Source organism: Leucobacter sp. USHLN153, assembly GCF_037145615.1.
In the GTDB taxonomy this organism is placed as follows: domain Bacteria; phylum Actinomycetota; class Actinomycetes; order Actinomycetales; family Microbacteriaceae; genus Leucobacter.
Genome location: NZ_JBBCXE010000005.1, coordinates 137,455 through 160,328 on the forward strand (window position 1 = coordinate 137,455; position 22,874 = coordinate 160,328).

A 22,874-nucleotide genomic window follows, 5' to 3' on the forward strand; every position below is an offset into this window, starting at 1 on the left:
AACGTGTCTGTTCTCGCAGAAGTCTCGGGCAGCATCTCGACCGTCGGCTACGGCCTCGCGGCCATCGGCCCGGCTATCGGCCTCGGCATCGTGGTCGGCAAGACCATCGAGGGCGTTGCTCGTCAGCCCGAGCTCGCAGGTCGTCTGCAGGTCCTCATGTGGATCGGTATCGCGTTCACCGAGGCGCTCGCGCTCATCGGTATCGCGACGCACTTCATCTTCGCCTAAGCAGTCAACCTTTCCCTAGTCTCGAAAGGGAGGCTCGATGAATCACGCAGTCTTCGTCGCTGCGGAGGAGGGCGCGGCCCACAATCCGCTCATCCCCGCGACGTACGACATCGTCTGGTCTGCGGTCGTCTTCGTCATCATCCTCATCGCGTTCTGGAAGGTGTTCCTGCCCAAGCTGCAGGCCATGCTTGATGCGCGCGCTGAGGCGATCGAGGGCAACATCGCCAAGGCGGATGAGGCCCAGGCCAAGGCCGAAGCCGCGCTCCAGGAGTACACCGCTCAGCTCGCCAGCGCTCGTCAGGAGGCCGGCGAGATTCGCGAGGCGGCTCGCCTGGACGCCAACAAGATCGTCGCCAAGGCTAAGGACGACGCGACGACCGAGCAGGCTCGCATTGCGCAGGCCGCTCAGGCTCAGATCGAGGCAGAACGCCAGAGCGCGGTCGTCTCGCTTCGCAAGGACGTGGGCTCGCTCGCCATCGACCTCGCTTCGAGCGTTGTCGGAGAGTCGCTCACTGACGATCAGAAGGCCTCCGCGCTCGTTGATCGCTTCCTCGCTGAACTCGAAGCATCAGAGAAGGCGGCACAGTAATGGGCAGCGCGTCACGCGAAGCACTGGCTCAGGCGCGCTCCGCGCTGAACGCCGGACTCGACACGAACGCCGGGGGCGAGCTGCTGCAGGCTGCACGTCAGATCGCTGAGAGCCCCGCGCTCGCGGCGGCGCTCGGCGACGCCTCGGCCTCAGCTCAGGCCAAGACGCAGGTGGTCGAGCGACTGTTCAGCGGTCTCTCCGCTGGCGCGCGCTCTGTTCTCGCCGCTGCCGTTCAGGGCCGGTGGTCGAATGTCGACGAGTTCGTCTCGGGTGTCGAGGAGCTCGGCATCCGCGCCGTCGGCGCTGCCGACGCGACGCTCTCGGACGAGCTGCTCGCCGTGGTCGACGTGATCGATCGTCACCACGAGCTGCAGCTCAGCCTCGGCAGCAAGCTCGCCGATCCCGCGGGCAAGGTCGCGCTGGTCCGCAGCCTGTTCAGCGGAAAGACGTCCGAGGCGTCGCTCTCGGTGCTTGCGCACCTCGTGGCGAGCCCTCGTGGGCGTCGGCTCGATGCGTCACTCCGCCGCGCCGCGCGCATCGCCGCGGATGAGTCGGGGAGCGAGCTCGCGACCGTCACCGTTGCGACTCCGCTGACCGCGGAACAGCACGCTCGCCTGGGCCGCGCACTCTCCGCTTCCGCGGGGCGACCGGTTCGCATCACGACCGTGGTCGATCCCGAGCTCGTCGGCGGCATTCGCGTGCAGATCGCGGATGACGTGATCGACGGCAGCGTCCGCGCCCGACTCGACGATCTGCGCCAGCAGCTCGCTGCATAGCGACAACTTTTCACCCCCGGGGGCGGCGCTTCCGGAACAGACAGAGGAAACGAAATGGCAGAACTCTCAATCAGCCCGGACGAGATTCGGAGCGCGCTGCAGCAATTCGCAGCCGACTACGAGCCGACCGACGCTGGCAAGACCGAGGTCGGAACCGTGGTCGATGCGTCTGACGGCATCGCGCACGTCGAGGGCCTCCCCGGTGTGATGGCGAACGAGCTTGTCCGCTTCGCGGATGGCACGCTCGGCCTCGCGCAGAACCTCGAAGAGAACGAGATCGGCGTCGTCGTGCTCGGTGAGTTCACCGGCATCGAGGAGGGCCAGCAGGTCACCCGCACCGGCGAGGTGCTCTCGGTTCCCGTGGGCGAGGGCTACCTCGGCCGCGTGGTCGACCCGCTCGGCAAGCCGATCGACGGCCTCGGCGAGATCGCCGGCATCGAGGGTCGTCGTGCGCTCGAGCTCCAGGCTCCCGGCGTCATGCAGCGCAAGTCGGTGCACGAGCCGCTGCAGACCGGCATCAAGGCAATCGACGCGATGATCCCCGTCGGCCGCGGCCAGCGTCAGCTCATCATCGGCGACCGCCAGACCGGCAAGACCGCTATCGCGATCGACACGATCATCAACCAGAAGGCCAACTGGGAGTCGGGCGATGTGACGAAGCAGGTGCGCTGCATCTACGTCGCCATCGGCCAGAAGGGCTCGACCATCGCTTCGGTGAAGGGCGCGCTCGAGGACGCCGGCGCCATGGAGTACACGACCATCGTGGCTTCGCCGGCATCCGACCCCGCGGGCTTCAAGTACCTCGCGCCGTACACCGGTTCGGCCATCGGTCAGCACTGGATGTACGCAGGCAAGCACGTCCTGGTGATCTTCGACGATCTGTCGAAGCAGGCCGAGGCATACCGCGCCGTGTCGCTGCTCCTCCGCCGTCCGCCGGGACGCGAGGCGTACCCCGGCGACGTGTTCTACCTGCACTCCCGTCTGCTGGAGCGTTGTGCGAAGCTCTCGGACGAGCTCGGTGCCGGTTCGATGACGGGTCTCCCGATCATCGAGACGAAGGCGAACGACGTCTCGGCGTACATTCCGACCAACGTGATCTCGATCACCGACGGCCAGATCTTCCTCCAGTCGGATCTCTTCAACGCGAACCAGCGCCCCGCGGTCGACGTGGGCATCTCGGTGTCGCGCGTGGGTGGCGACGCTCAGGTGAAGTCGATTAAGAAGGTTTCGGGCACCTTGAAGCTCGAGCTCGCGCAGTACCGCGCGCTCGAGGCCTTCGCGATGTTCGCTTCGGACCTCGACGCCACGAGCCGCAAGCAGCTGGAGCGCGGCGCACGCCTCACCGAGCTGCTGAAGCAGCCGCAGTACACGCCGTACCCGGTTGAAGAGCAGACCGTTTCGATCTGGGCGGGCACCAAGGGCTTCCTCGACGAGGTTCCGGTCGAGGACATCCTCCGCTTCGAGCGCGAGTTCCTCGACTACCTCGGACGCAACTCGGAGGCCCTGGCGAAGCTTCGCGCGACCAACGTGCTCGATGACGACATCGTCGCCGAGCTCGAGGCGCAGATCGCGAAGTTCAGCGGCGAGTTCCGCACCTCGAGCGGCAAGACGCTCGCGGAGCAGTTCGACGCGATCGACGAGGCCGAGATCCAGCAGGAGCAGCTGGTCGTTTCCAAGAAGTAGGGCCCTCCGGGGGTGCGAGCCCAGCTCGCACCCCGGCCCGAACCTTGATCACCAGCCAGCCCCAACTACTACAGGAGAGACATGGGAGCGCAACTTCGGGTCTACCGGCAGAAAATTCGTTCTGCCCAGACGACCAAGAAGATCACCCGTGCGATGGAGCTGATCGCGGCATCTCGCATCCAGAAGGCAAAGGCGCGCGTCGAGGCTTCGACGCCCTACGCCACGGCGATTACTCGCGCTGTGTCGGCAGTTGCCACGCACTCGAACACTGATCACCCGCTGCTGCAGGAGGCCGAAACGGTCACGCGTGCAGCAGTCGTGATCTTCACTTCCGATCGCGGCCTTGCGGGCGCGTTCAACTCGCAGGTGCTGCGGGAGGCCGAGGAGCTCAGCGAGCTGCTGCGGTCCGAGGGCAAGGAAGTCGTGTACTTCCTTATCGGCCGTAAGGCGCAGGGGTACTTCTCCTTCCGTCGTCGCGCTTCCGAGCGCATCTGGACGGGCGACACCGAGAACCCGACGTTCGAGACGGGCGCCGAGGTCGCGGAGGCGCTTCTCGACATCTTCGGCCGCTCCGCGGACGAGGGCGGCGCGCAGGAGATCCACCTTGTTTACAACCGACTCGTGAGCATGGTCAGCCAGGTGCCGCAGGTGCACCGTCTGCTCCCGCTGCAGATCGTCGAGGGTGTGGCCGCAGCGACGGACGCGCCGGAGCCGCTGTACGAGTTCGAGCCGGACGCGGACACGGTGCTCGACCGCCTGCTCCCGGCGTATATCGAGTCACGCGTCTACAACGCCCTGCTCGAGTCGGCCGCTGCCAAGCACGCGGCGACGCAGAAGGCGATGAAGTCCGCGAGCGACAACGCTGATTCGCTGATCCGGGACTACACCCGCCTCGCGAACAACGCGCGTCAGGCGGAGATCACCCAGCAGATTTCCGAGATCGTGGGCGGCGCTGACGCGCTGTCCGGTTAATACAGCACGAAGAGAGAGAATCATGACCGAAACCGCCGCAGTGGCGACTGAGGCCACCAAGGTTGTCGGGCGGATCGCTCGAGTTACCGGGCCCGTCGTCGACATTGAATTCCCCCACGATGCGATTCCCGCCGTGTATAACGCGCTCGAGACCACCGTCGACTTCGGTGACGGCACCGAATCGTCGAAGCTCGTGCTCGAGGTCGCGCAGCACCTCGGTGACAACCTCGTTCGCGCCATCGCGCTGAAGCCGACCGACGGCCTGGTCCGCGGCCAGGAGGTCATCGACACCGCTGGCCCCATCAGCGTGCCGGTCGGCGACGTTACCAAGGGCAAGGTCTTCGACGTCGCCGGTAACGTGCTCAACCTGCCCGAGGGCGAGAGCATCGAGATCACCGAGCGCTGGGGCATCCACCGCACCCCGCCGGCCTTCGACCAGCTCGAGTCGAAGACGGAGCTCTTCGAGACCGGCATCAAGTCGATCGACCTCCTGACGCCGTACGTGCAGGGCGGCAAGATCGGTCTGTTCGGTGGTGCGGGCGTCGGTAAGACCGTCCTCATCCAGGAGATGATCCAGCGTGTTGCGCAGGATCACGGCGGCGTGTCCGTGTTCGCCGGCGTCGGCGAGCGTACCCGTGAGGGCAACGACCTGATCCACGAGATGGAAGAGGCGGGCGTCTTCGACAAGACCGCGCTCGTGTTCGGCCAGATGGATGAGCCGCCGGGGACGCGTCTGCGCGTCGCGCTGTCGGCCCTGACGATGGCGGAGTACTTCCGTGACGTGCAGAAGCAGGACGTGCTGCTCTTCATCGACAACATCTTCCGCTTCACGCAGGCCGGTTCCGAGGTCTCGACGCTGCTCGGCCGTATGCCCTCTGCTGTGGGCTACCAGCCGAACCTTGCCGACGAGATGGGTGTGCTCCAGGAGCGCATCACCTCGACCCGCGGTCACTCGATCACCTCGCTGCAGGCGATCTACGTCCCCGCGGACGACTACACCGATCCGGCCCCCGCGACGACCTTCGCGCACCTCGATGCGACCACTGAGCTCTCGCGTGAGATCGCTTCGAAGGGTCTGTACCCCGCGATCGATCCGCTGACCTCGACGTCGCGTATCCTCGATCCTCGCTACTTGGGCGAGGACCACTACCGCGTGGCGACCACCGTCAAGGCGATCCTGCAGAAGAACAAGGAGCTCCAGGAGATCATCGCGATCCTCGGTGTCGACGAGCTTTCCGAAGAGGACAAGATCACCGTGGCCCGCGCACGTCGGATCCAGCAGTTCCTCTCGCAGAACACCTACATGGCGAAGAAGTTCACCGGTGTCGAAGGTTCGACGGTTCCGCTCAAGGAGACCATCGAGTCGTTCGACGCGATCGCCAAGGGCGAGTTCGACCACGTCGCCGAGCAGGCCTTCTTCAACGTCGGTGGCATCTCCGACGTCGAGGAGAACTGGGCGAAGATGCAGAAGGACCTGGCGTAAGCCATGGCACTCAGCGTCAGCGTCGTCTCGGCCGAGCGCGAAGTCTGGACGGGCGAAGCCTCCCAGGTCAGCGCGAAGACGGTCGAGGGCGAGATCGGTATCCTCAGTGGCCACGAGCCGCTGCTCGCCCTGCTCGCGCAGGGCGAGGTTCGCGTGACCACCGCCAGTGGCGAGAAGGTCGCGGTCGAGGCTGAGGGGGGCTTCCTCTCGATCGACCACGACACGATCACCATCGTGGCGGGCCGCGCCAGCGTCGCGTAATCACCTGTTTCGGCTTCGAGGCCGATCGCACTCCTCACGGAGCTGCGGTCGGCCTCTGGCATTTCTCCGAAAGGAACTCATGCTCGTTCTGCTTCCGCCCTCTGAAACAAAGCGTGCCGGCGGCTCGGGGACGTTCGCTCCGGAGCGACTGACCCACGCGGAGGCGCTGCAGGAGTCACGCGCCCGTGTGCGCGAGGCGCTCGTCGCGCTCAGCGAGGATCCCGAGCAGGCGGTGAAGTCGCTCAAGCTGGGCGTGAAGAACCGTGACGAGCTGGAGCACAACCTGCGGCTCGAGACGAGCGGGGTGCTTCCCGCGATCGAGCGCTACACGGGCGTGCTCTACGACGCGTTGGACGTGAGCAGTCTGAGCGCGCCGGCGCGGCGGTGGATCGAGGCGCACGTCTCGGTGCAGTCCGCGCTCTTCGGCCTGATCGGCGCCGCTGACCCCATCCCGGCCTACCGGCTGTCTGCGGGATCGCGCCTCCCCGAGTTGGGGGTGCCGCTGAAGCGGATCTGGGCGGAGGCGCACCGCGACGCCGCGTGGTCGGACGCCGCGTCGTTCGTGCTCGATCTGCGCTCGCAGGACTACGCCGCGCTTGCGCCGCTCCCGGCGGACCGAGGCTGGTTCTTGCACGTCGCTCAGCTCGGTGCCGATGGGGCGGTGCGCGCGCTCAACCACTTCAATAAGGCAGCCAAGGGCGACCTCGTGCGTCGCCTGGCACTCGCCGACGCGGAGATCGATGATGTGGGCGCCCTGCTCGAGTGGGCTGAAGCCGCGGGTCTCGACCTGCGCGCCGACGATGAAGCTCGGGTGGTCACCTTGGTGACGGATCTCGGCGCACCGGCGAGGCGGTAGCCCGCGGTTTCGGGCACGCGGCCTGGCCTTAGAGAGACGCGTCGATGCGGAGCACCGTTTCAAGCAATACGTTGATTCCGCGCTCAACGTCCTCGAAGTCGCTCCATTCCTCAGGGCAGTGACTTCTGCCGTCGCGTGAGGGGATGAAGATCATCGCCGTGGGAGCCAGATCGGCAATGGCCACACCATCGTGCGTTGCACCCGAGTACAGCTGCAGCGTGTCATAGCCGAGATCAGTGGATGCCGCGTGAGCGAGTCGAGAGAGGCGCTCGTCCATCGGCGTGGGCGCGTCGAAATGGCCCCAGGTGAGCGCGCTCTGCGTGCGGTGGAGCTCATCGAGGTGGGCCGTCCTCTGCGCGAAGCGCGCTTGCATGTCTTGGAGGGCTGCCAGGTCGGGGCTGCGGAACTCTCCTGTGACGGTCGCCTGCTCCGAGATCGTGTTCGTGAGCGGACTCGAGGTCGTGACTTGGCCGACCGTGCCGACAGCACCCGCGCCAGAGGCAGCAACCTCCCGCACCGCGAGCACGGCGTCAGCGGCGCAGCACATCGCATCTTGACGCACGTTCATCGGCATCGTCCCTGCGTGGTCGCGGCGGCCGCGGACGTCGAGCGAAAAGGTAGAGATGCCGCAGATACTTGTGACGATGCCAATATGAGCGGAGGATTGCTCGAGGTGTGGTCCTTGCTCGATGTGGAGCTCGATGTAGGCGGCAATGTCTCGCGCCTTCCAGCGGGCCCGCGACACCTCGTCGGGGCGGAGGCCCGCGCGCTCCATGAGCGTTGCCAATGTCACGCCCTCGGGGTCGGTGCTCCCCAGCGCGTGCGCATCAAGGCTTCCAGCGGCGGCCCGTGAGCCGACAAGCTTCACGCCCTGCGGGTTGCCTTCCTCGTTCGCAAAGTCGACGATGCGCAGTCCGCGACGGAGCCGTGCGCCGGAGCGGGTCAGTGTCCTCGCCACCTCGATCGCGCCGAGTACGCCGACGATACCGTCGAAACGACCGCCGCCCGGTACCGTATCGGAGTGACTTCCGATCACGATATCGGGGGCTCCGGGCATGTCTCCCTCAAGGTACCCAACCAGGTTTCCGGCCGCGTCCTGAACGGCCTCGAGTCCGGCCTCGCGCATCTGCCGGAGTAACCAATCGCGCGCGGCGCGGTCTGCATCGCTGAACCCAGTGCGGGACCAGCCCGGCAGTTCAGGATCTACAAGTCTGCTGAGATGCTGCCACTCCCGCTCGACGCGGTCGATTTCTACTTGGCGTTCGGCCATCATTCGCCTGCCGTCAGCGTTGGCGCGAGCTGCGCGCGTGCGATTTCGGTGCTGTGAGCGGAAGCTTCGACGGCGGCGACGACCGCGCGCTCAAGGTCATCGTGCTCGGCGAGCTGCCTCGCGAGTGTGCCGCAGAAGACATCGCCCGCGCCCGTCGTATCGATGGGCGTCACCAAAGGCGGAGCGATCACTCTGGGAGCTTGCGCCCCCGAGCCGTCTGCCGCATATCCCGCAGGGAATATTGCTGCTCCGTCTGCGCCGAGCGTCACCACGACGTCGCCTGCAAAGTGGAGCGACGCGACGCACTCTCGCACCTCGTCGATCGTCCGAGGGACGACGTGATTCGTGAGTTGCGCGAGCTCTGTGCGATTCGGCACGAGCAGAGTGAAGTTCTGGAGCAGCTCGGGCAGACGCGGATCCCTCGAGATGGGCGCGGGATTGAGGATCCGCCGCGTGAACGGGGCGGCACTGCACGCCTCTAGCACGGTGATCGGAGTCTCGAGCTGCGTCAAGAGCACCCTCCCCGGTGTACTGCTGAGCGCCTGCGCGACCGTTTCAGGATCGAGGTGGGCGTTGGCTCCGGGCGAGACGAGAATCAGGTTCTCAGCGTCGTCGGCGACGACGACGGTTGCCGATCCGCTCGGCACCCCCTCGACGCGTTGGAGAGCATCGAGTTCGACGCCGAACGCGCGAAGGCCCTCGAGTGCTGCGTCCCCGATGGGATCTGCACCCATCGCGCCGATGAAGCGGACTGCGGCACCAGCCGCAGCTGCGGCGGCGGCTTGATTCGCGCCCTTGCCGCCTGGTGACGTAGTCGAGTCCGTCGCGAGTATCGTTTCGCCCGCGACCGGGATGTGCGGCACGCGCACCGTGGTGTCGAGGTTCACCGACCCCACGACGGTGACGGAGGGAATGCCATTTCCGTGGGTCCCAGAAGGCGAACTGCCGGGCCCCTGCTCAGTCACCGCGCGCTCCGAGTCGATCGAGCGCGTCGAAGACGAGACTCCAGAAACGCTGCACGTCGAGGGTGAGCGCGACTCGAGCGTTCGGCCGCCGATCCGCGTAGCGCCCGTGCAGATCGACCACCGTCTCGCCGCGCGTCCAGGTGCCATCGAGTTCGACGGCGAGGAAGGCATCGCGCCACTCGATCACTTCGGGATCGATGAGCGCCGCGATCGTGCAGGGATCGTGGACCGGGGGAGCATCGAACTCCCACACGCGATGATAGGAATCTCCGAAGAAACCCATCCACGCCGCGCACGTCTGCCCGACCTGGTGCGGCATCGCCCGCATCCGGTCGACGACCGCCTGAGTGGCGAGCGCCTGGTGTGTGAGGTTCAGTCCGACCATGCGCACCGGGAGCCCGGTCTGCAGTACTTCGTCGAGCGCCTCGGGGTCGGCGTATGTGTTGAACTCCGCAGAGGGAGTGTGATTACCGCGTTCGGTCGATCCGCCCATGAAGATCACCTCTGTGATGCTGCTGATAAGGTCGGGCCGATCGCGCAAGAGCTGGGCCGCGTTCGTCATGGGTCCGGTGACGACGAGGGTGACTGCCTCGTCGGCAGCATCGAGCACGCTCGCCATCAGCGCGACGGCACCCTGCGGATCCGCGGCGCGGCTTGGCGGCGGCAGCTCAGGCCCGTCGAGGCCGCTTGCTCCGTGCACGTAGTTGCCGAGCGCCTGGTCGCCGGAAAGCGGCCCGGACGCGCCGGCGGCGACCGGAACCTCGGGCGCCCCGGCAACATCCAGTATCTGAAGGGCGTTCCGTGTTGCGTCCTCGAGCGCGCAGTTGCCGAAGCATGTCGTTACGGCTCGGAGGTCGATCTTTGGTGAAGCAACGGCGAGCAGGATCGCGACGGCGTCATCGTGCCCGGGGTCGCAATCGAGAATGATCGGGATCGGCATCACGCCTCCTCGCCCGCGAGCCAGCGAAGCATGCCGCCGACCAGCGGAGCGAAGCCCTTCCAGTCAAGGAAGGGCTGGGGGCACCAGTGCGGCCCGATATCCGACGTCCAAGCGAGCGAACGACCCTGACCTACCTCGCGGGTGGCGAGGAGCGGGTGCGCGCCGACCGTTGCAACGACGCGTGATTCGTCGCCCGCCGTCACCTCATTGAAGCCGAGGAGATCCGGCGCGCCCGAGACCAGCTGCGCGAGCGGGTGGGTCTCGTCCGCGACCGCGACCGCCGCACCCTCTGGCGCTTCGACGCGATCATCGCACATCAGCATGTCGACGGGGAGCACCTCGGTGAGCGGGGTGCGGGCGAAGTTCGCCGCCGCGTTGATCCCCTGGAAACTGAGGTAGCCGCCGGCCATCATCAGTCCGCCGCCCTGCTGCGTCCATTCGACGAGCGCGCGGAGCGAGTTTTCACTGCGCTCGCCGCGCTTCCACGTTTCGGGTGTCAGGAGGAATGAGTTCGCGCCGATATCCGAAATGATCACGACGTCGTAGTCGGCGAGTGCTTCGGCGGTTCGCGGGAACTTCGCGGGCACATCGTGCCCGTACATCTGCTCGACTTCGATGCCCTGTTGAGCGGCGGCTGCGATGAACGCGTCGGCACCGGTGTCGAAAGAGGTGCTCGTGAAGGTATCGAAGCCCTTCTGGTGGATCTCGTGAACAGTCCAGCTCTCTCCGGCAAGCAATACGCGAGGCATGGTGGTATCTCCTTAGTGGTGTGCTGCAGCTGATGCGCGGGCGGTGCCGCCCTCGAACAGCGAACGAGGATTGTCGATGAGAAAACGGTCGATTGCGGCCTGGTCGAGACCGTGTCGCAGGAGGCGCGGAACGAAGTACTGCAGGATGTGCCCGTATCCCGGACCGCCGTACGCTCGAAGCAGCGACTTGATAAAAATGTCCTGCGATATGAGCAATTGCTCCTCGAAGCCGGCGTCGACAAGCCCCACGAGGTGACGAGCATTGTCCTCGTCAGAAGGGCACTGCACGCCCTGATCCGCGTAGAAGACTTCCATGCCGATCATGTCGTACTGCACCCATGCGCCGCGGCGCAAGAGCTCGAGCTGGTACGAGCGATCCTCGCCTGATGGGCCCATGTGGCACAGAACGATCGCGGCGGGGTCGACGCCAACCTGCTCCGCAAGATCGAGCACTTCATGCCCGCGGCGGAACCACCCGGGAAGGTGCACCTCGACCGGCAACCCGGTTTCTCGCTGCGCAAGCAACGCGCCGTGCAGGCTCGTGCGCTCGCGCTCGGTGAAGTCGGCACTCACCCCAATCTCGCCAATGATCCCGGGGCGAATACCGTGCTCGCCGTGCGCGATATCGTTCAGGATCTGCTCGGCGACATCGACCGCGCTGAGAGCGGCGAAGTCTTGCGGGAGGCTGGGATCGAGGTAGTAGCCGGTTCCCGCGATGATCGTGACACCGCTTCGAGTACTGAGGTCGGCGAGACCGCGCAGATCCCTGCCGCTGTTCATGCTCGTCGTGTCGATGATCGTGCGACCGCCGAGCGACGCATAACGCCCGATTTCCTCCAGTGCGAGCTCCACGTCGTCGAGCCGGCAGTTGTCGAGATTGCCGAAAGGATCATTGCGCAGTTCCCAGAGCAGATCCTGCGCCACCGGCCGATGCAGGTATTCCTCCGCATCGATGCCGGGTGTGGTGGACTGCTGCGCCCAGGAGCTCGCGTCATTGATGAGGTGCTCGTGCGTGAGCGTGATACCGAGGTCTGCCGCGTTACGCGGACCCGTGACCGTCATCACCGTCGTCATGAACCGCTCCGCGAGAATCGACTGAAGAGTCGGGTGTTCACGAGGATGGCGACCACCAAAATGAGACCCTGCACGATGGGAATCCAGTACACGTCGACCCTGAGGAGAACGAGTCCGTTGCTCAGGATGCCGAGCGTCAGCGCGCCGATCGCTGAACCCATGATGGAGCCGCGACCTCCCATGAGCGAGGTTCCTCCGAGCACGACCGCCGTGATGACTTCGAGCTCGAACATCGTGCCGGAGTTGGGGGAGCCGCTCGACAGGCGTGACGCGGTGATGACACCCGCGAGTGCAGCGGCGAACCCGGTCATGCCGAGCACCGCCATCTGGATCTTGCGGATGTCGACGCCGGAGCGTCGCAGCGATTCGGAGTTCGAGCCGGTGGCCGTGACGTAACGGCCGAAGCGCGTGTGGTTGAACACGTACCAAGCCAGGGCAACGACGACCACCGCGATCCAGGTCGGGGTGTAGAGGCCGAGGAACTTGCCCTGGCCGATCGGGATGAGGAACGGCGAATCGATCGGCGTGCTGTAGCCCTCGGTGAGGAAGAGCGCCACCCCGCGGAGCGCGGTCAGCGCCGCGAGGGTCACGATGAAGGACTGCATGCGGCCGTACGCGGTGAGGCCACCGCTGACCAGACCGACGACCAAGCCCATGAGCAGCGTCAGGATCAGAGCCACGAGCCCGTTTCCGGAGACGGCCCAGATTCCGAGGGTTGCGGCGGAGAGGCCGACGATCGACCCCACCGACAGGTCGATCTGGCCGGTCGTGATGACGAACGTCATCGCCATGGCGACGATGACGGTCGGTGCGATCTGGCGCGCGACGTTGACGAGGTTCTCCGCGGAAAAGAAGGAGTCCGTGGCAACGGAGAAGATGACGAAGAGGATCAGGAACACGAGTGCGATCGAGAGCACCCCGAAGTGACGCCCGATGAAGCCCTTCGAGCGGGCGGGCTTGGAGACGATGGTTTCGGTGTGGTTGGCGTTAGCGTTGGTCACGGCGAGCTACTTTCCCATCATCGCGGTCACGAGTTCAGACAGCGAGGTTTCGGCGGGGTCGAGATTCTTGTGCAGGACGCCCTCGTAGAGCACGACGAGTCGATCGCAGACCTCGAAGAGGTCCTGCAGACGGTGCGTGATGAGGATGACGCTCACCCCTCGGGCCGAGACGTCGCGGATGAGCTGCAACACCATCTCGACCTCTCGAGCGGCGAGGGCAGCGGTCGGCTCGTCGAGCACGAGTACCTTCGGATCGAACGCGATTGCACGCGCGATCGCGATCGCCTGCCGTTGGCCACCGGAGAGTGTTCCGACCTCCTGAGTCGTGTCGCTGATACGAATATGGAGCTTCTGCAGGTCCTCTGCGGCCTCACGGTGCATACGCGCGAGGTCAAGTCGTCGCGAGATCGGGTGGTACGGTTCGCGGCCCAGGAAGAGATTGCCGGCGACATCGATGTCATTGCAGAGCGCAAGGTCCTGATAAACCATCTCGATGCCCGCTTTCCGCGCGGCGCGAGGATCGGAGGTCGTGAGGGCCTCACCGTCGACGAGGATGCTGCCGGAGTCGGGATTGACCGCGCCGGCCAGCATCTTCATGAGCGTTGATTTGCCCGCGCCATTATCACCGACGAGCCCGATCACCTCTCCCTGACCGACCGAGAGATTCACTCCGCGCAGTACTTTCACTGCGCCGAAATGCTTACGGATGTCGACCATTTCGACTCGCGGTGGAGCGTTCATCGCTTCCCTTTCCTGATTCTGAACACGGCGAATCGTGGGCGGCCTCGTCCGAAGCCGCCCACGACCGAGACTTACTCGAAGGTCTTGCGGAAGTCGTCGACGTTTTCCGAGGTCACGATCGTGATCGGAACGTCGATGAACTCCTTGGGCTCTCCGCCGTCGAGGATGCTAGCGACCTCGTTCACGGCTTCAACACCCTCTTGGCGCGGATCCTGCTGAATGACGGCAGTCACCAGTCCGTTGTCGATCCCTTTGATGACCTCCGCGGTGAGGTCCCAGCCGATAACCTTCGTCTTGCTGTCTGCGGGGAGCGCAGCAACAGCGCCGACGGTCGCGGGCTCGCCGGTCGTGTAGATGAAGTCCAGATCAGGCTGTGCCGTCACCAGGTCCTGCGCGGCGGTCGCGGCCTTCTCCTGAACGTTATCTCCATTGACGCTCTGGGTGTACTTGGCGCCCGCTTCATCGATCACCGCACGGAAGCTGTCTTCGCGCTGGTTCTGGATAAACGAGTTCTTGGCATTGACTACTCCGTAGCTTCGGCCTTCGATGAGGTCCGCATCCACCGCCCACTTTGCTGCTTCGGCACCGGCCGCCTCGTTATCGACGCCGACGAAGGTGTCGACGCCCTCGACCTCCGCGTCGATCGCAATAACGGGGATGCCCTGCGACTGAGCCGCTTCGACGGCGGGGGAGACGCCGTTCACGTCAATCGCGACCACGATGATCGCGTCAACACCCTGCGTCACGAAGTTTTCGATATCCGAGCTTTGACGGGCCGAGTCATTGTTCGCGTTGGCGATCGTCAGCTCGCAGCCCAGCTTGTCGGCGGCTTCCTGCGCGCCCTCGTTCATCTCAGTGAAGAAGATCGCGGTCTGGTTGATCTGCGTCATGCCAATGGCGCAGGAGTCGCTTTCCTGTGCGTCGCCGGCTTCCTTCGAAGGGGATTCGTTACCGGTGGTGCAGCCGGTGAGCAGAGCGATGGTCGCACCGACGGCGACTGCGGCGCCAGCCGCCCGTCGCGGGAACCGAGTGTGCATGAGTACCTCCATTGGTATGTGCTCGGAAATCGATTGCCAAGTCGAAAACGAGACTAGTCTGGGCCGTAACCCTCCGCAATGCGAGGGACGATATCGATTTGGTAACGGAAGCGATCATGAGCGAACGGTCACAGAGCATCACGATGCGGGACGTGGCGGAGCACGCGGGGGTGTCTTCTTCTTCGGTTTCCCGAGCGCTGAGCGGCAGCCGCTCGATGAACCCCGACGTACGCGAGCGCGTGCTGCGCAGCGCGGAAGTGCTCGGGTACGAGGTGAACCTGCTGGGTCGAGCTTTGCGCCAGCAGCGCCTGAACGTCGTCGGGCTGATCCTTCCCGATTTTTCGAACCCCTTCTTCGCGGCAATGGCAGAGCATCTGGGTGAGGTGTTTCGGGCGGCTGGCTTCGAGCTTCTCGTGAGCAGCGCAGGCGACGACCTCAGCACTGAGCGTCACGCCGTCTCGTCGTTCCTGGGCCAGCAGATTCAAGCGCTCGTCATCATTCCGAAGGATGAGACCGAGAGCCGTGAAGCCCTCGAAGCGGCGAGTCGGCGCATACCGACGGTCCAGTTCGACCGCAGAGTGGCAACCTCGGGTGTTCCGTACGTCGGGTGCGACAATCGCGCAGGTATCGAATTGATCGCCCGTCACGTGAGGGACGTCACGCCGCAGGGCGAGCGTGTTGTCTTTGTGGGCGCAGGTGTCTCTTCGTCGTCCGCACGAGAACGGCGAGAAGCGTTCGCGGCCTTGATGCCCGATGCGCTCTTTCTTGACGGCACCTTCGATGTTGAATGGGGGCACCAGGCCGCGAGACTGCTTCTCGAGCGGTCGGAACGCGGCGGTACCATCGTCGCGTCTGCCGATGTGATCGCTCTCGGACTGCAGAGTGAGCTGCAGGCGCGTGGCCGAAGAATCCCGCAGGACTTCCGGGTGATCGGCTTCGACGGTATCGGAGTAACGGGATACGCGCTTCCTGCACTCACCACCGTGCGCCAGCCGATCGAAGAGATGTGCGCGGCGATCTTGGAACTTATCTCGAGAGACGGGTTGCATCCGGAGTCCACAGAAGTACTCCTCGCGCCAGAGCTCGTGCACGGCAAGTCAACTGTTCTCGAAGAAGATGGCGCGGTTGCCCCGCTCGGCGGCTGACGACGCGTCCTGGCCCGGGCGCCGTCCAGCGACCCCGAGCTTCGACGCAGGGTAATATGGGTCGGGTGTCTATGAGAAGGAAGCCGTGACGGCTCGGGGAGAGAACGGCGTGCGCCGTCGATTGACGTACCGCGCCGGTGGTGACCTCGAGATCGAACTCTCATGGTTCGCGCTGACCGACGTGGGTCGGCGACGCGAAGTGAACCAGGACAGCTACGTCACCGCGCCTCCCGTCTTCGCGATCGCGGACGGCATGGGTGGGCACTCTGCCGGCGAGATCGCCTCCGCCGCGGTGGTGCGGCGCCTCGCGGAACTCGGCGGGCGGGACTCCGTGACCGAGGCCGACATCGATGAGACCCTGAGCGATGCGGTCGACGACATCGAGCTCGACGCGGGGGACACGGAGCTCGGCGCAGGAACCACGGTCTCCGGACTCGTGCTCGGCACGGACGCCGAGCCGACGTGGCGGGTCTTCAACATCGGCGACTCCCGCGTGTACCAGTACTTCAAGGGCGCACTCAGCCAGATCACCGTGGATCACTCGGTCGTGCAGCACCTCATCGACACCGGCGCGATCACGGAGGACGAGGCCGAAGTGCACCCGCACGCCAACGTGATCACGCGCGCCGTGGGCTTCAACGAGGCACCGGTGCCCGATTACACCTCGCTCGCGCTGATTCCGGGCCAGCGGATCCTCGTGTGCTCTGACGGGCTCACGAAGGAGCTCACCGATATCGGGATCCAGCACTTCCTCGCGACGGAGACGACTGCCGAGGCTGCCGCGGAGGCGCTCGTGCACCACGCGCTCGAGAACGCGGGCCGGGACAACGTCACCGTGATCGTGATCGATGTGCACGCCGTGGGCGATGTCGTGGACACGGGCAGCATCGCGAACTCGGGGATCGATACCGAAGATCTCGACGCCGAGGACATCGCAGACGCGGGGACGCGCACGGGCCCGGTGATCCTGCCCGGCGGCCCGGAGTTGCACCGCCCGACGGCCTAGGGCCTGAGCGGCCCGACGGCTCCAGCACGGCGCGGCCCTGCGGCCTCAGCACGGTTCAGCCCGACTGCAAAACGACGGGGCCCGAGCCATTCGGCCCAGACCCCGTCACCTCGCCTCACGCCTTAGCTCGCTGCGGTGAACGCCTCCTCGAGCACGCTGAGCACGTCCGCGATGAGCTCGTCGCTCATCTTCAGCGACGGCAGGAAGCGAATCGCCTGGTTGTGCACCCCGCTGCTCAGCAGCAGCACGCCGCGCTGCGCCGCCTCGTCCATGACGCGCGCGACCAGATCGGCGTCGGGCTCGAGGGTGCCCGGCCTTGTGAGCTCGATCGCGAGCATCGCACCGCGCCCGCGCACCTCGGCGATCGCGGGGAAGCGTTGTTGCAACTCGCGCAGGCCCGCGCCGAACACGCGCTCGATGCGCTGCGCCTCCGCGAGCAGGTCGAGCTCCTCGATCTGCTCGAACACCGCGACCGCTGCCGCGCACGACACCGGGTTGCCGCCGAACGTGCCGCCGAGCCCGCCGGGTTGCGAGGCGTCCATGATCTCGGCGCGACCGGTGATGCCCGCGAGCGGCAGCCCACCCGCGATGCCCTTCGCGGAGAGCACGATGTCGGGCTGCACGCCGAACTGCTCGATGGAGAAGACCGTGCCGGTGCGCGCCATGCCGGCCTGCACCTCATCGGCGATGAAGACGACGCCGTTCTCGCGGCACCAGTCGGCGAGCGCCGGGAGGAAGCCGTCGGCCGGGACGATAAAGCCACCCTCGCCCTGAATGGGTTCGACGACGAGGCACGCGAGATCCGCCGCGCCAGCCTGCTTCTCCAAGAAAGCAATCGTGCGAGCCGCGGCCTCAGCCCCCGACAGACCGTCGTGGAGCGGGTAGGAGTTCGGCGCCTTGTAGACGTCGCCGACGCGGGGACCGTAGCCGAGCGCGTAGGGCGCGGCCTTGTGGTTCATGCTGCTCGTGAGCAGGGTGCGGCCGTGATAGGCGTGCTCGAGCACCGCGACGCCCGGGCGGCCGGTGTACTTGCGCGCGATCTTGACGCCGTTCTCGACCGCCTCGGCGCCCGAATTCATCAGCAGGGTCTTGTAGGGAGCCGCCACGGTCGAGCCGGGCACGTGCTTCGCGAGGTGCTCGGCGACCTCGACGTAGGGCTCGTAGGGAGTCATCGTGAACAGGGTGTGGGTCACGCGCCCGAGCTGATCGGCGGCCGCTGCGACTACGCGGTCATCGGTGTGCCCGACGGTCATGACGCCGATGCCGCCGCAGACGTCGATGATCTGATTGCCGTCGACGTCGACGAGAATCGCGTCGTGCGCCCGCTCGATGTAGACGGGAAGCACGCTGTGCACTCCCGGGGGCACCACGGCGCGGCGTCGCTCGTGAATCTCTCGGGAGCGGGGCCCCGGGATCTCGGTTCGCACGAGTCGCTGCTGCGACACGGACGACTCGTCGGAGGCGGTGCTGACGGCTGCGGTGCTGGGAGCTGAACTCATGGTCTCGATCCTACTCGCGGCCGTCACGACCTCGCCTAGGCTGGAGCGATGAAGGATCGCCACGAGTACTCCATCGGCATCGAGTGGACGGGCAACCGCGGGAGCGGCACCAGCGGGTATCGCGATTACGGTCGCGAGCTGCTCATCCGCGCTGCGGGCAAGCCGCCGCTCGAGGGGTCGGCGGACCCGACATTCCACGGTGACCGCGACCGGTGGAACCCTGAGGAGCTGCTCGTCACGGCGCTCGCGCAGTGCCACATGCTGTCGTACCTGCACATGGCGGTGCGGGCCGGGGTCGTCGTCACTGCGTACGAGGACGCGGCGAGCGGCGTAATGCGGCAGCAGGGGATCGGCGGCGCGTTCGAAGAGGTCGTGCTGCGACCGCGGGTGACCGTCGCAGATGCGAGCATGGTCGACGCCGCGCGCGCGGCGCACGCGGAGGCGCGCGACGCCTGCTTCATCGCGAACTCGGTTAACTTCCCCGTGCGGCACGAGCCCGAGATCATGGTCGCGTCCGAAGTGTAGGGGCGCGAGCCGCTCGGGAGCCACGAGCCCGAGATCGTGGTCGCCGCCGGAGCGTGAGGGCCGGGTGCGGCTCGGAGTCGGGATGTCGGCGGTTCCCAATAGAATGGAACCCATGGCCAACCCCTCCTCGTTCTTCCTGACGACGCCGATTTTCTACGTCAACGACGCCCCGCACATCGGGCACGCCTACACCGAGGTGGCCGCCGACGTGCTGGCGCGCTGGCACCGCCAGGCGGGCGACGACACATGGTTCCTCACCGGCACCGACGAGCACGGCCAGAAGATCCTGCGCACTGCAACCGCGAACGGCGTCGCCCCGAAGGAGTGGGCTGATCGGCTCGTCGAGTCGTCGTGGAAGCCGCTGCTCGACGAGATCAACATCTCCAACGACGACTTCATCCGCACCACCGATGCGCGCCACGAGGAGGGCGTCGCGAGGTTCCTGCAGAAGCTGTACGACGACGGTCACGTCTACGCCGGAGAATTCGAGGCGCTCTACTGCGTCGGCTGCGAGGAGTTCAAGCCGAAGAGTGAGATCGTCGACGGCGTCGGTGAGTTCGAGGGGCAGAAGGTCTGCGCGATCCACTCGAAGCCGCTCGAGCTACTGCAGGAGAAGAACTACTTCTTCAAGATGAGCGCGTTCCAAGACCGCCTACTCGCTCTGTACGAGGAGCGGCCCGACTTCGTGCAGCCCGCGAGCGCGCGCAACGAGGTCATCGCGTTCGTGCAGCAGGGACTCGAAGATCTGTCGATCTCGCGCACCTCGTTCGACTGGGGCATCCCGATTCCGTGGGACTCGTCGCACGTCACGTACGTGTGGTTCGACGCTCTGCTGAACTACGTGACCGCGATCGGCTACGGCCAGGACGACGCAGAGTTCGGGCGCCGCTGGCCCGCGACGCACCTCGTCGGCAAAGACATTCTGCGATTCCATGCGGTGATCTGGCCCGCCATGCTGATGGCCGCGGGGCTCGAGGTGCCGAACCACGTGTTCGCGCACGGCTGGCTGCTCGTCGGCGGCGAGAAGATGTCGAAGTCGAAGCTCACCGGCATCGCGCCGAACGAGATCACCGACACCTTCGGTTCCGACGCGTTCCGCTACTACTTCATGCGCGCGATCTCCTTCGGTCACGACGGTTCGTTCAGCTGGGAAGACCTCGCGGCGCGCTACCAGGCGGAGCTCGCGAACGGCTTCGGCAACCTCGCGAGCCGCGTGCTCGCGATGAACGCCAAGTATTTCGAGGGGCGCGTGCCCGAGGCGTCGGCCGAGACTCCCTCCGATGTCGCGATCCGCGAGCTCGCGGCATCGGTCGCGAGCCGAGCCGATGAGCGGATCGAGGCCTTCGCGATCCACGAGGCCATCGCCGCGATTTGGGAACTCGTCGACGCGCTGAACGGGTACATCACGGAGCAGGAGCCGTGGGCGCTCGCCAAGGATCCCGAGAAGCGCGAGCGCCTCGCGACCGTGCTGTACACCGCGACCGAGGGGCTCCGCGTGCTTGCCGTGCTGCTCGCTCCGGTGCTCCCGATCGCGACTCGCAAGCTGTGGACGGCGCTCGGTGCCGAGGCAACGCTCGGAGCGCTTGAGGCGCAGCCGATCCGCCAGGCCGGCACCTGGGGTGCGCTCCCCGCGGGCACCGAGCTGCAGCCGCTTGCCGTGCTCTTCCCCCGAATCGAGACGGACGAGACGAGCAAGTGAGCGAGCCTACTGCCGCCACGCCCGCGGGCGGCCTGCGCAAGCGCGCGGCGTCGAACGGGCGGGATCTCACGCGCCCGGAGCTGCCCGAGGCGCTGCCGATCCCGATCTACGACAATCACACGCACCTCGAATTCGAAGACGGGGTGGATCAGCTCGACCCCATCGATTCCCTCGACCGTGCCGAGGCCGTGGGCGTGCGCGGGGTCGTGCAGGTCGGCACCGACCTCGAGACGAGCCGCTGGGGTGCACAGCTCGCGGAGAGCGATTCGCGCGTACTCGCCGCGGTCGCGCTGCACCCGAACGAGGCGCCCCGCGTCGCCGCGGCAGGCGCGCTGATCGAGCAGCTCTCGGAGCTCTCGCGCCTCGCGGCTCAGCCCCGCGTACGCGCCGTGGGCGAGACCGGACTCGACTTCTTCCGCACGGCGGAGGACGGGCGCGACGCGCAGATCGAGGCGTTCGAGGCGCACATCGATATCGCGAAGGCCAACGGCATCGCGTTGCAGATCCACGACCGCGACGCGCACGACGAGGTCGTATCGACCCTGCTGCGGGTCGGAGCGCCCGAGCGCACGGTCTTCCACTGCTTCTCCGGCGATACACGGCTCGCCCGCATCTGCAACGAGCACGGGTGGTATCTCTCGGTCGCGGGCACGTCGACGTTCAAGAACGCGCCCGCGCTGCGGGAGGCGCTCGCGATCGCGCGACCCGAGCTGCTGCTCGCGGAGACTGACTCGCCATTCCTCACGCCCGAGCCGTACCGCGGGCGACCCAATGCGCCCTACCTGCTGCCGTACACCGTGCGGAGACTCGCCGAGACGCTCGACATGCCGCTCGATGAGCTGTGCGCGCTCCTCGCCGAGAACACGGAGCGCGCGTACGGCACCTGGGACGCGGCCGAGGCGGACGCGTGACCGAGGAAGGCACTGACTCGGCGGGCCTGCTCGGGCCCGCGCAGGTGCGCGAGCTCGCTGAGCGCCTCGGCGTTTCACCGACCAAGAAGCTCGGTCAGAACTTCGTCATCGACCCGAACACGGTCCGCAAGATCGTGCGCCTCGCGGGGGTGCAGCGGGGCGAGAGCGTCGTTGAGGTGGGCCCCGGGCTCGGCTCGCTGACGCTCGGGCTCACCGAGGCCGGCGCCGCGGTCACCGCGGTGGAGATCGATCACCGCCTCGCGGCCGAGCTCCCGGCGACCATGCGCGCGATGCAGCCCGACGTTTTCGCCGACGAGGAGCATCCGCGGTTGCGCGTCGTGCGCAGCGACGCGCTGGATGTGACGGCGGCGGACTTCGAGAGCGGGTCGGATGCTGGTTCAGGCTCGCCGACGCTGCTCGTCGCGAATCTGCCCTACAACGTCTCTGTGCCGATCCTGATGCACCTCCTCGAGCTGCTGCCGACGCTGCGCGGCGGGCTCGTCATGGTGCAATCGGAGGTCGGTTACCGCATCGCCGCGGGGCCGGGCTCCAAGGAGTACGGCGCTCCGAGCGCGAAGGCCGCGTGGTACGGGGCGTGGCGGATCGCGGGGAACGTGAGCCGCCGCATCTTCTGGCCGGTGCCCGGTGTCGACTCCGTGCTCGTCGGCTACGAGCGCCGGAGCGAGACGCTCGGCTCAGAGGCCGAGCGCAAGCTGACCTTCGAACTCGTGAGCGCCGCGTTCGCGCAGCGTCGGAAGATGCTGCGACAGGCGCTGCAGTCTGTGCTCGGCGATTTCGAGCGAACCGTCGCGGTGATCGAGGCGGCGGGGGAGACGCCGACCGCTCGCGCCGAACAGCTCGGAATCGATGCGTTCCTCGCGATCGCGCGAGCGGCCGTGACAGGCGCGGGCCGGAACTCCGACGCCTCGGCGTAGAGCGCCGCGCCGCGATCCGCACCCGCGTAGGTGTGGCTCAGGGAGCGATGCCCTTGCCGAGCGCGTGCAGCAGCTCGCTGAACCGCTCGATGTCGGAGACCGACCAGTCCTCCATCGCTTCACGGAGAGCGCCCGCCTTCTCCCCGCGCGTCGCGGCGAGGCGCTCCCGGCCGAAGTCACTCACGGTGATGCGGACGGAGCGACCGTCGCTCGGGTCGGGCGTGCGGTTGATGAGGCCGCGCTCGTCGAGGTCGCGAAGCGTGCGACTCATCTGGCCCTTGTCGACGACCATGACCTCGGTGAGCTCCGAGAGCGTTGCGCTCTCGAGGTGCGCGATCGTCGTAAAGACCTTGTATGCGCCGGGGAGCATCCCCTCGCTCACCGCGTGAGCGTTCACCATGGTAAGGCGGCGGAACTGGGCGAACAGCGTCTGGAACTCGTTTTCGAGCGCCGTCATCGCCTGAGAGCGGGCGTCGCCCCCGTCGCTGCCAGAGGTAACGGGGGCGCACGCCGACTGGTGAGTCATGAT

24 protein-coding genes are annotated in these 22,874 nt (G+C 66.4%); 14 read left to right on the top strand and 10 right to left on the bottom strand.

Annotation, left to right across the window (positions count from 1 at the left end; all coding sequences use genetic code 11):
- The first annotated feature begins 3 nt into the window (after positions 1 to 3).
- The 8 genes from atpE (at position 4) to WFH00_RS10535 (ending at position 6,848) form a co-directional block, all read left to right on the top strand.
- On the top strand, positions 4 to 228 hold the full coding sequence (gene atpE / locus WFH00_RS10500) for an ATP synthase F0 subunit C (protein WP_336660783.1): 225 nt from the start codon (positions 4 to 6) through the stop codon (positions 226 to 228).
- Between the two features lie 37 nt (positions 229 to 265).
- The gene (locus WFH00_RS10505; protein WP_336660784.1) at positions 266 to 817 is read left to right on the top strand and encodes a F0F1 ATP synthase subunit B; all 552 of its coding nucleotides are present in this window, start codon (positions 266 to 268) and stop codon (positions 815 to 817) included.
- Positions 817 to 1,593, top strand: a complete 777-nt coding sequence (locus WFH00_RS10510) for a F0F1 ATP synthase subunit delta (RefSeq protein WP_336660785.1) — start codon at positions 817 to 819, stop codon at positions 1,591 to 1,593. Before WFH00_RS10505 ends, WFH00_RS10510 begins: the two co-directional genes overlap by 1 nt.
- 54 nt (positions 1,594 to 1,647) lie before the next feature.
- Complete coding sequence (atpA, locus tag WFH00_RS10515) at positions 1,648 to 3,276, top strand: F0F1 ATP synthase subunit alpha (protein ID WP_336660786.1); 1,629 nt, start codon at positions 1,648 to 1,650, stop codon at positions 3,274 to 3,276.
- An 81-nt stretch (positions 3,277 to 3,357) separates the two neighbouring features.
- Positions 3,358 to 4,248 (top strand): F0F1 ATP synthase subunit gamma, encoded by an 891-nt coding sequence (locus WFH00_RS10520; protein WP_336660787.1) that lies wholly within the window; start codon positions 3,358 to 3,360, stop codon positions 4,246 to 4,248.
- A gap of 22 nt (positions 4,249 to 4,270) precedes the next feature.
- Positions 4,271 to 5,731 (top strand): F0F1 ATP synthase subunit beta, encoded by a 1,461-nt coding sequence (gene atpD, locus WFH00_RS10525; protein WP_336660788.1) that lies wholly within the window; start codon positions 4,271 to 4,273, stop codon positions 5,729 to 5,731.
- Between the two features lie 3 nt (positions 5,732 to 5,734).
- Entirely contained in the window at positions 5,735 to 5,992 is a 258-nt protein-coding gene (locus WFH00_RS10530) for a F0F1 ATP synthase subunit epsilon (protein WP_336660789.1), read from the top strand.
- Positions 5,993 to 6,071: 79 nt separating this feature from the next.
- The gene (locus WFH00_RS10535) at positions 6,072 to 6,848 is read left to right on the top strand and encodes a YaaA family protein (protein WP_336660790.1); all 777 of its coding nucleotides are present in this window, start codon (positions 6,072 to 6,074) and stop codon (positions 6,846 to 6,848) included.
- 28 nt (positions 6,849 to 6,876) lie between these two features.
- Here WFH00_RS10535 and WFH00_RS10540 read toward each other — a convergent pair whose 3' ends face one another.
- The 8 genes from WFH00_RS10540 to WFH00_RS10575 all read right to left on the bottom strand — a co-directional run bounded on the left by WFH00_RS10540 (position 6,877) and on the right by WFH00_RS10575 (position 14,625).
- The gene (locus WFH00_RS10540) at positions 6,877 to 8,121 is read right to left on the bottom strand and encodes a M20 family metallo-hydrolase (RefSeq protein ID WP_336660791.1); all 1,245 of its coding nucleotides are present in this window, start codon (positions 8,119 to 8,121) and stop codon (positions 6,877 to 6,879) included.
- Positions 8,118 to 9,083, bottom strand: a complete 966-nt coding sequence (locus WFH00_RS10545) for a PfkB family carbohydrate kinase (RefSeq protein WP_336660792.1) — start codon at positions 9,081 to 9,083, stop codon at positions 8,118 to 8,120. Before WFH00_RS10545 ends, WFH00_RS10540 begins: the two co-directional genes overlap by 4 nt.
- The gene (locus WFH00_RS10550) at positions 9,076 to 10,023 is read right to left on the bottom strand and encodes a nucleoside hydrolase (RefSeq protein WP_336660793.1); all 948 of its coding nucleotides are present in this window, start codon (positions 10,021 to 10,023) and stop codon (positions 9,076 to 9,078) included. Before WFH00_RS10550 ends, WFH00_RS10545 begins: the two co-directional genes overlap by 8 nt.
- Positions 10,023 to 10,772, bottom strand: coding sequence for a glutamine amidotransferase (locus WFH00_RS10555; RefSeq protein WP_336660794.1), 750 nt, complete (start codon positions 10,770 to 10,772; stop codon positions 10,023 to 10,025). The genes WFH00_RS10550 and WFH00_RS10555 overlap by 1 nt, the downstream gene beginning before the upstream one ends.
- 12 nt (positions 10,773 to 10,784) lie before the next feature.
- Positions 10,785 to 11,846, bottom strand: coding sequence for a phosphotriesterase family protein (locus WFH00_RS10560; protein ID WP_336660795.1), 1,062 nt, complete (start codon positions 11,844 to 11,846; stop codon positions 10,785 to 10,787).
- Complete coding sequence (locus WFH00_RS10565; protein WP_336660796.1) at positions 11,843 to 12,847, bottom strand: ABC transporter permease; 1,005 nt, start codon at positions 12,845 to 12,847, stop codon at positions 11,843 to 11,845. The genes WFH00_RS10560 and WFH00_RS10565 overlap by 4 nt, the downstream gene beginning before the upstream one ends.
- 6 nt (positions 12,848 to 12,853) lie before the next feature.
- Positions 12,854 to 13,588: an ATP-binding cassette domain-containing protein gene (locus WFH00_RS10570; RefSeq protein ID WP_336660797.1), complete on the bottom strand. Its 735-nt coding sequence runs from the start codon at positions 13,586 to 13,588 to the stop codon at positions 12,854 to 12,856.
- A gap of 71 nt (positions 13,589 to 13,659) precedes the next feature.
- Positions 13,660 to 14,625 carry a substrate-binding domain-containing protein gene (locus WFH00_RS10575; protein WP_336660798.1) on the bottom strand — a complete coding sequence of 322 codons (966 nt, stop codon included), beginning with the start codon at positions 14,623 to 14,625 and terminating at the stop codon, positions 13,660 to 13,662.
- 116 nt (positions 14,626 to 14,741) lie between these two features.
- Here WFH00_RS10575 and WFH00_RS10580 point away from each other — a divergent pair, with 116 nt between their 5' ends.
- Complete coding sequence (locus WFH00_RS10580; protein ID WP_336660799.1) at positions 14,742 to 15,770, top strand: LacI family DNA-binding transcriptional regulator; 1,029 nt, start codon at positions 14,742 to 14,744, stop codon at positions 15,768 to 15,770.
- Positions 15,771 to 15,855: 85 nt separating this feature from the next.
- On the top strand, positions 15,856 to 16,776 hold the full coding sequence (locus tag WFH00_RS10585; RefSeq protein WP_336660800.1) for a PP2C family protein-serine/threonine phosphatase: 921 nt from the start codon (positions 15,856 to 15,858) through the stop codon (positions 16,774 to 16,776).
- A 122-nt stretch (positions 16,777 to 16,898) separates the two neighbouring features.
- Here WFH00_RS10585 and WFH00_RS10590 read toward each other — a convergent pair whose 3' ends face one another.
- A complete protein-coding gene (locus WFH00_RS10590) occupies positions 16,899 to 18,275 on the bottom strand; it encodes an aminotransferase class III-fold pyridoxal phosphate-dependent enzyme (RefSeq protein WP_336660801.1) in 1,377 nt (458 codons plus the stop codon).
- A gap of 48 nt (positions 18,276 to 18,323) precedes the next feature.
- On the opposite strand from WFH00_RS10590, the gene WFH00_RS10595 reads away from it, so the two are divergent.
- The 4 genes from WFH00_RS10595 (at position 18,324) to rsmA (ending at position 22,345) form a co-directional block, all read left to right on the top strand.
- Positions 18,324 to 18,800, top strand: a complete 477-nt coding sequence (locus tag WFH00_RS10595) for an OsmC family protein (RefSeq protein WP_336660802.1) — start codon at positions 18,324 to 18,326, stop codon at positions 18,798 to 18,800.
- A 112-nt stretch (positions 18,801 to 18,912) separates the two neighbouring features.
- Positions 18,913 to 20,499, top strand: a complete 1,587-nt coding sequence (gene metG / locus WFH00_RS10600; RefSeq protein WP_336660803.1) for a methionine--tRNA ligase — start codon at positions 18,913 to 18,915, stop codon at positions 20,497 to 20,499.
- Positions 20,496 to 21,410, top strand: a complete 915-nt coding sequence (locus WFH00_RS10605; RefSeq protein ID WP_336660804.1) for a TatD family hydrolase — start codon at positions 20,496 to 20,498, stop codon at positions 21,408 to 21,410. The genes metG and WFH00_RS10605 overlap by 4 nt, the downstream gene beginning before the upstream one ends.
- A complete protein-coding gene (rsmA, locus tag WFH00_RS10610; RefSeq protein ID WP_336660805.1) occupies positions 21,407 to 22,345 on the top strand; it encodes a 16S rRNA (adenine(1518)-N(6)/adenine(1519)-N(6))-dimethyltransferase RsmA in 939 nt (312 codons plus the stop codon). The genes WFH00_RS10605 and rsmA overlap by 4 nt, the downstream gene beginning before the upstream one ends.
- Before the next feature lie 37 nt (positions 22,346 to 22,382).
- On the opposite strand, the gene WFH00_RS10615 is transcribed toward rsmA, so the two are convergent.
- The gene (locus WFH00_RS10615) at positions 22,383 to 22,871 is read right to left on the bottom strand and encodes a MarR family winged helix-turn-helix transcriptional regulator (RefSeq protein WP_336660806.1); all 489 of its coding nucleotides are present in this window, start codon (positions 22,869 to 22,871) and stop codon (positions 22,383 to 22,385) included.
- Between the last annotated feature and the right edge of the window lie 3 nt (positions 22,872 to 22,874).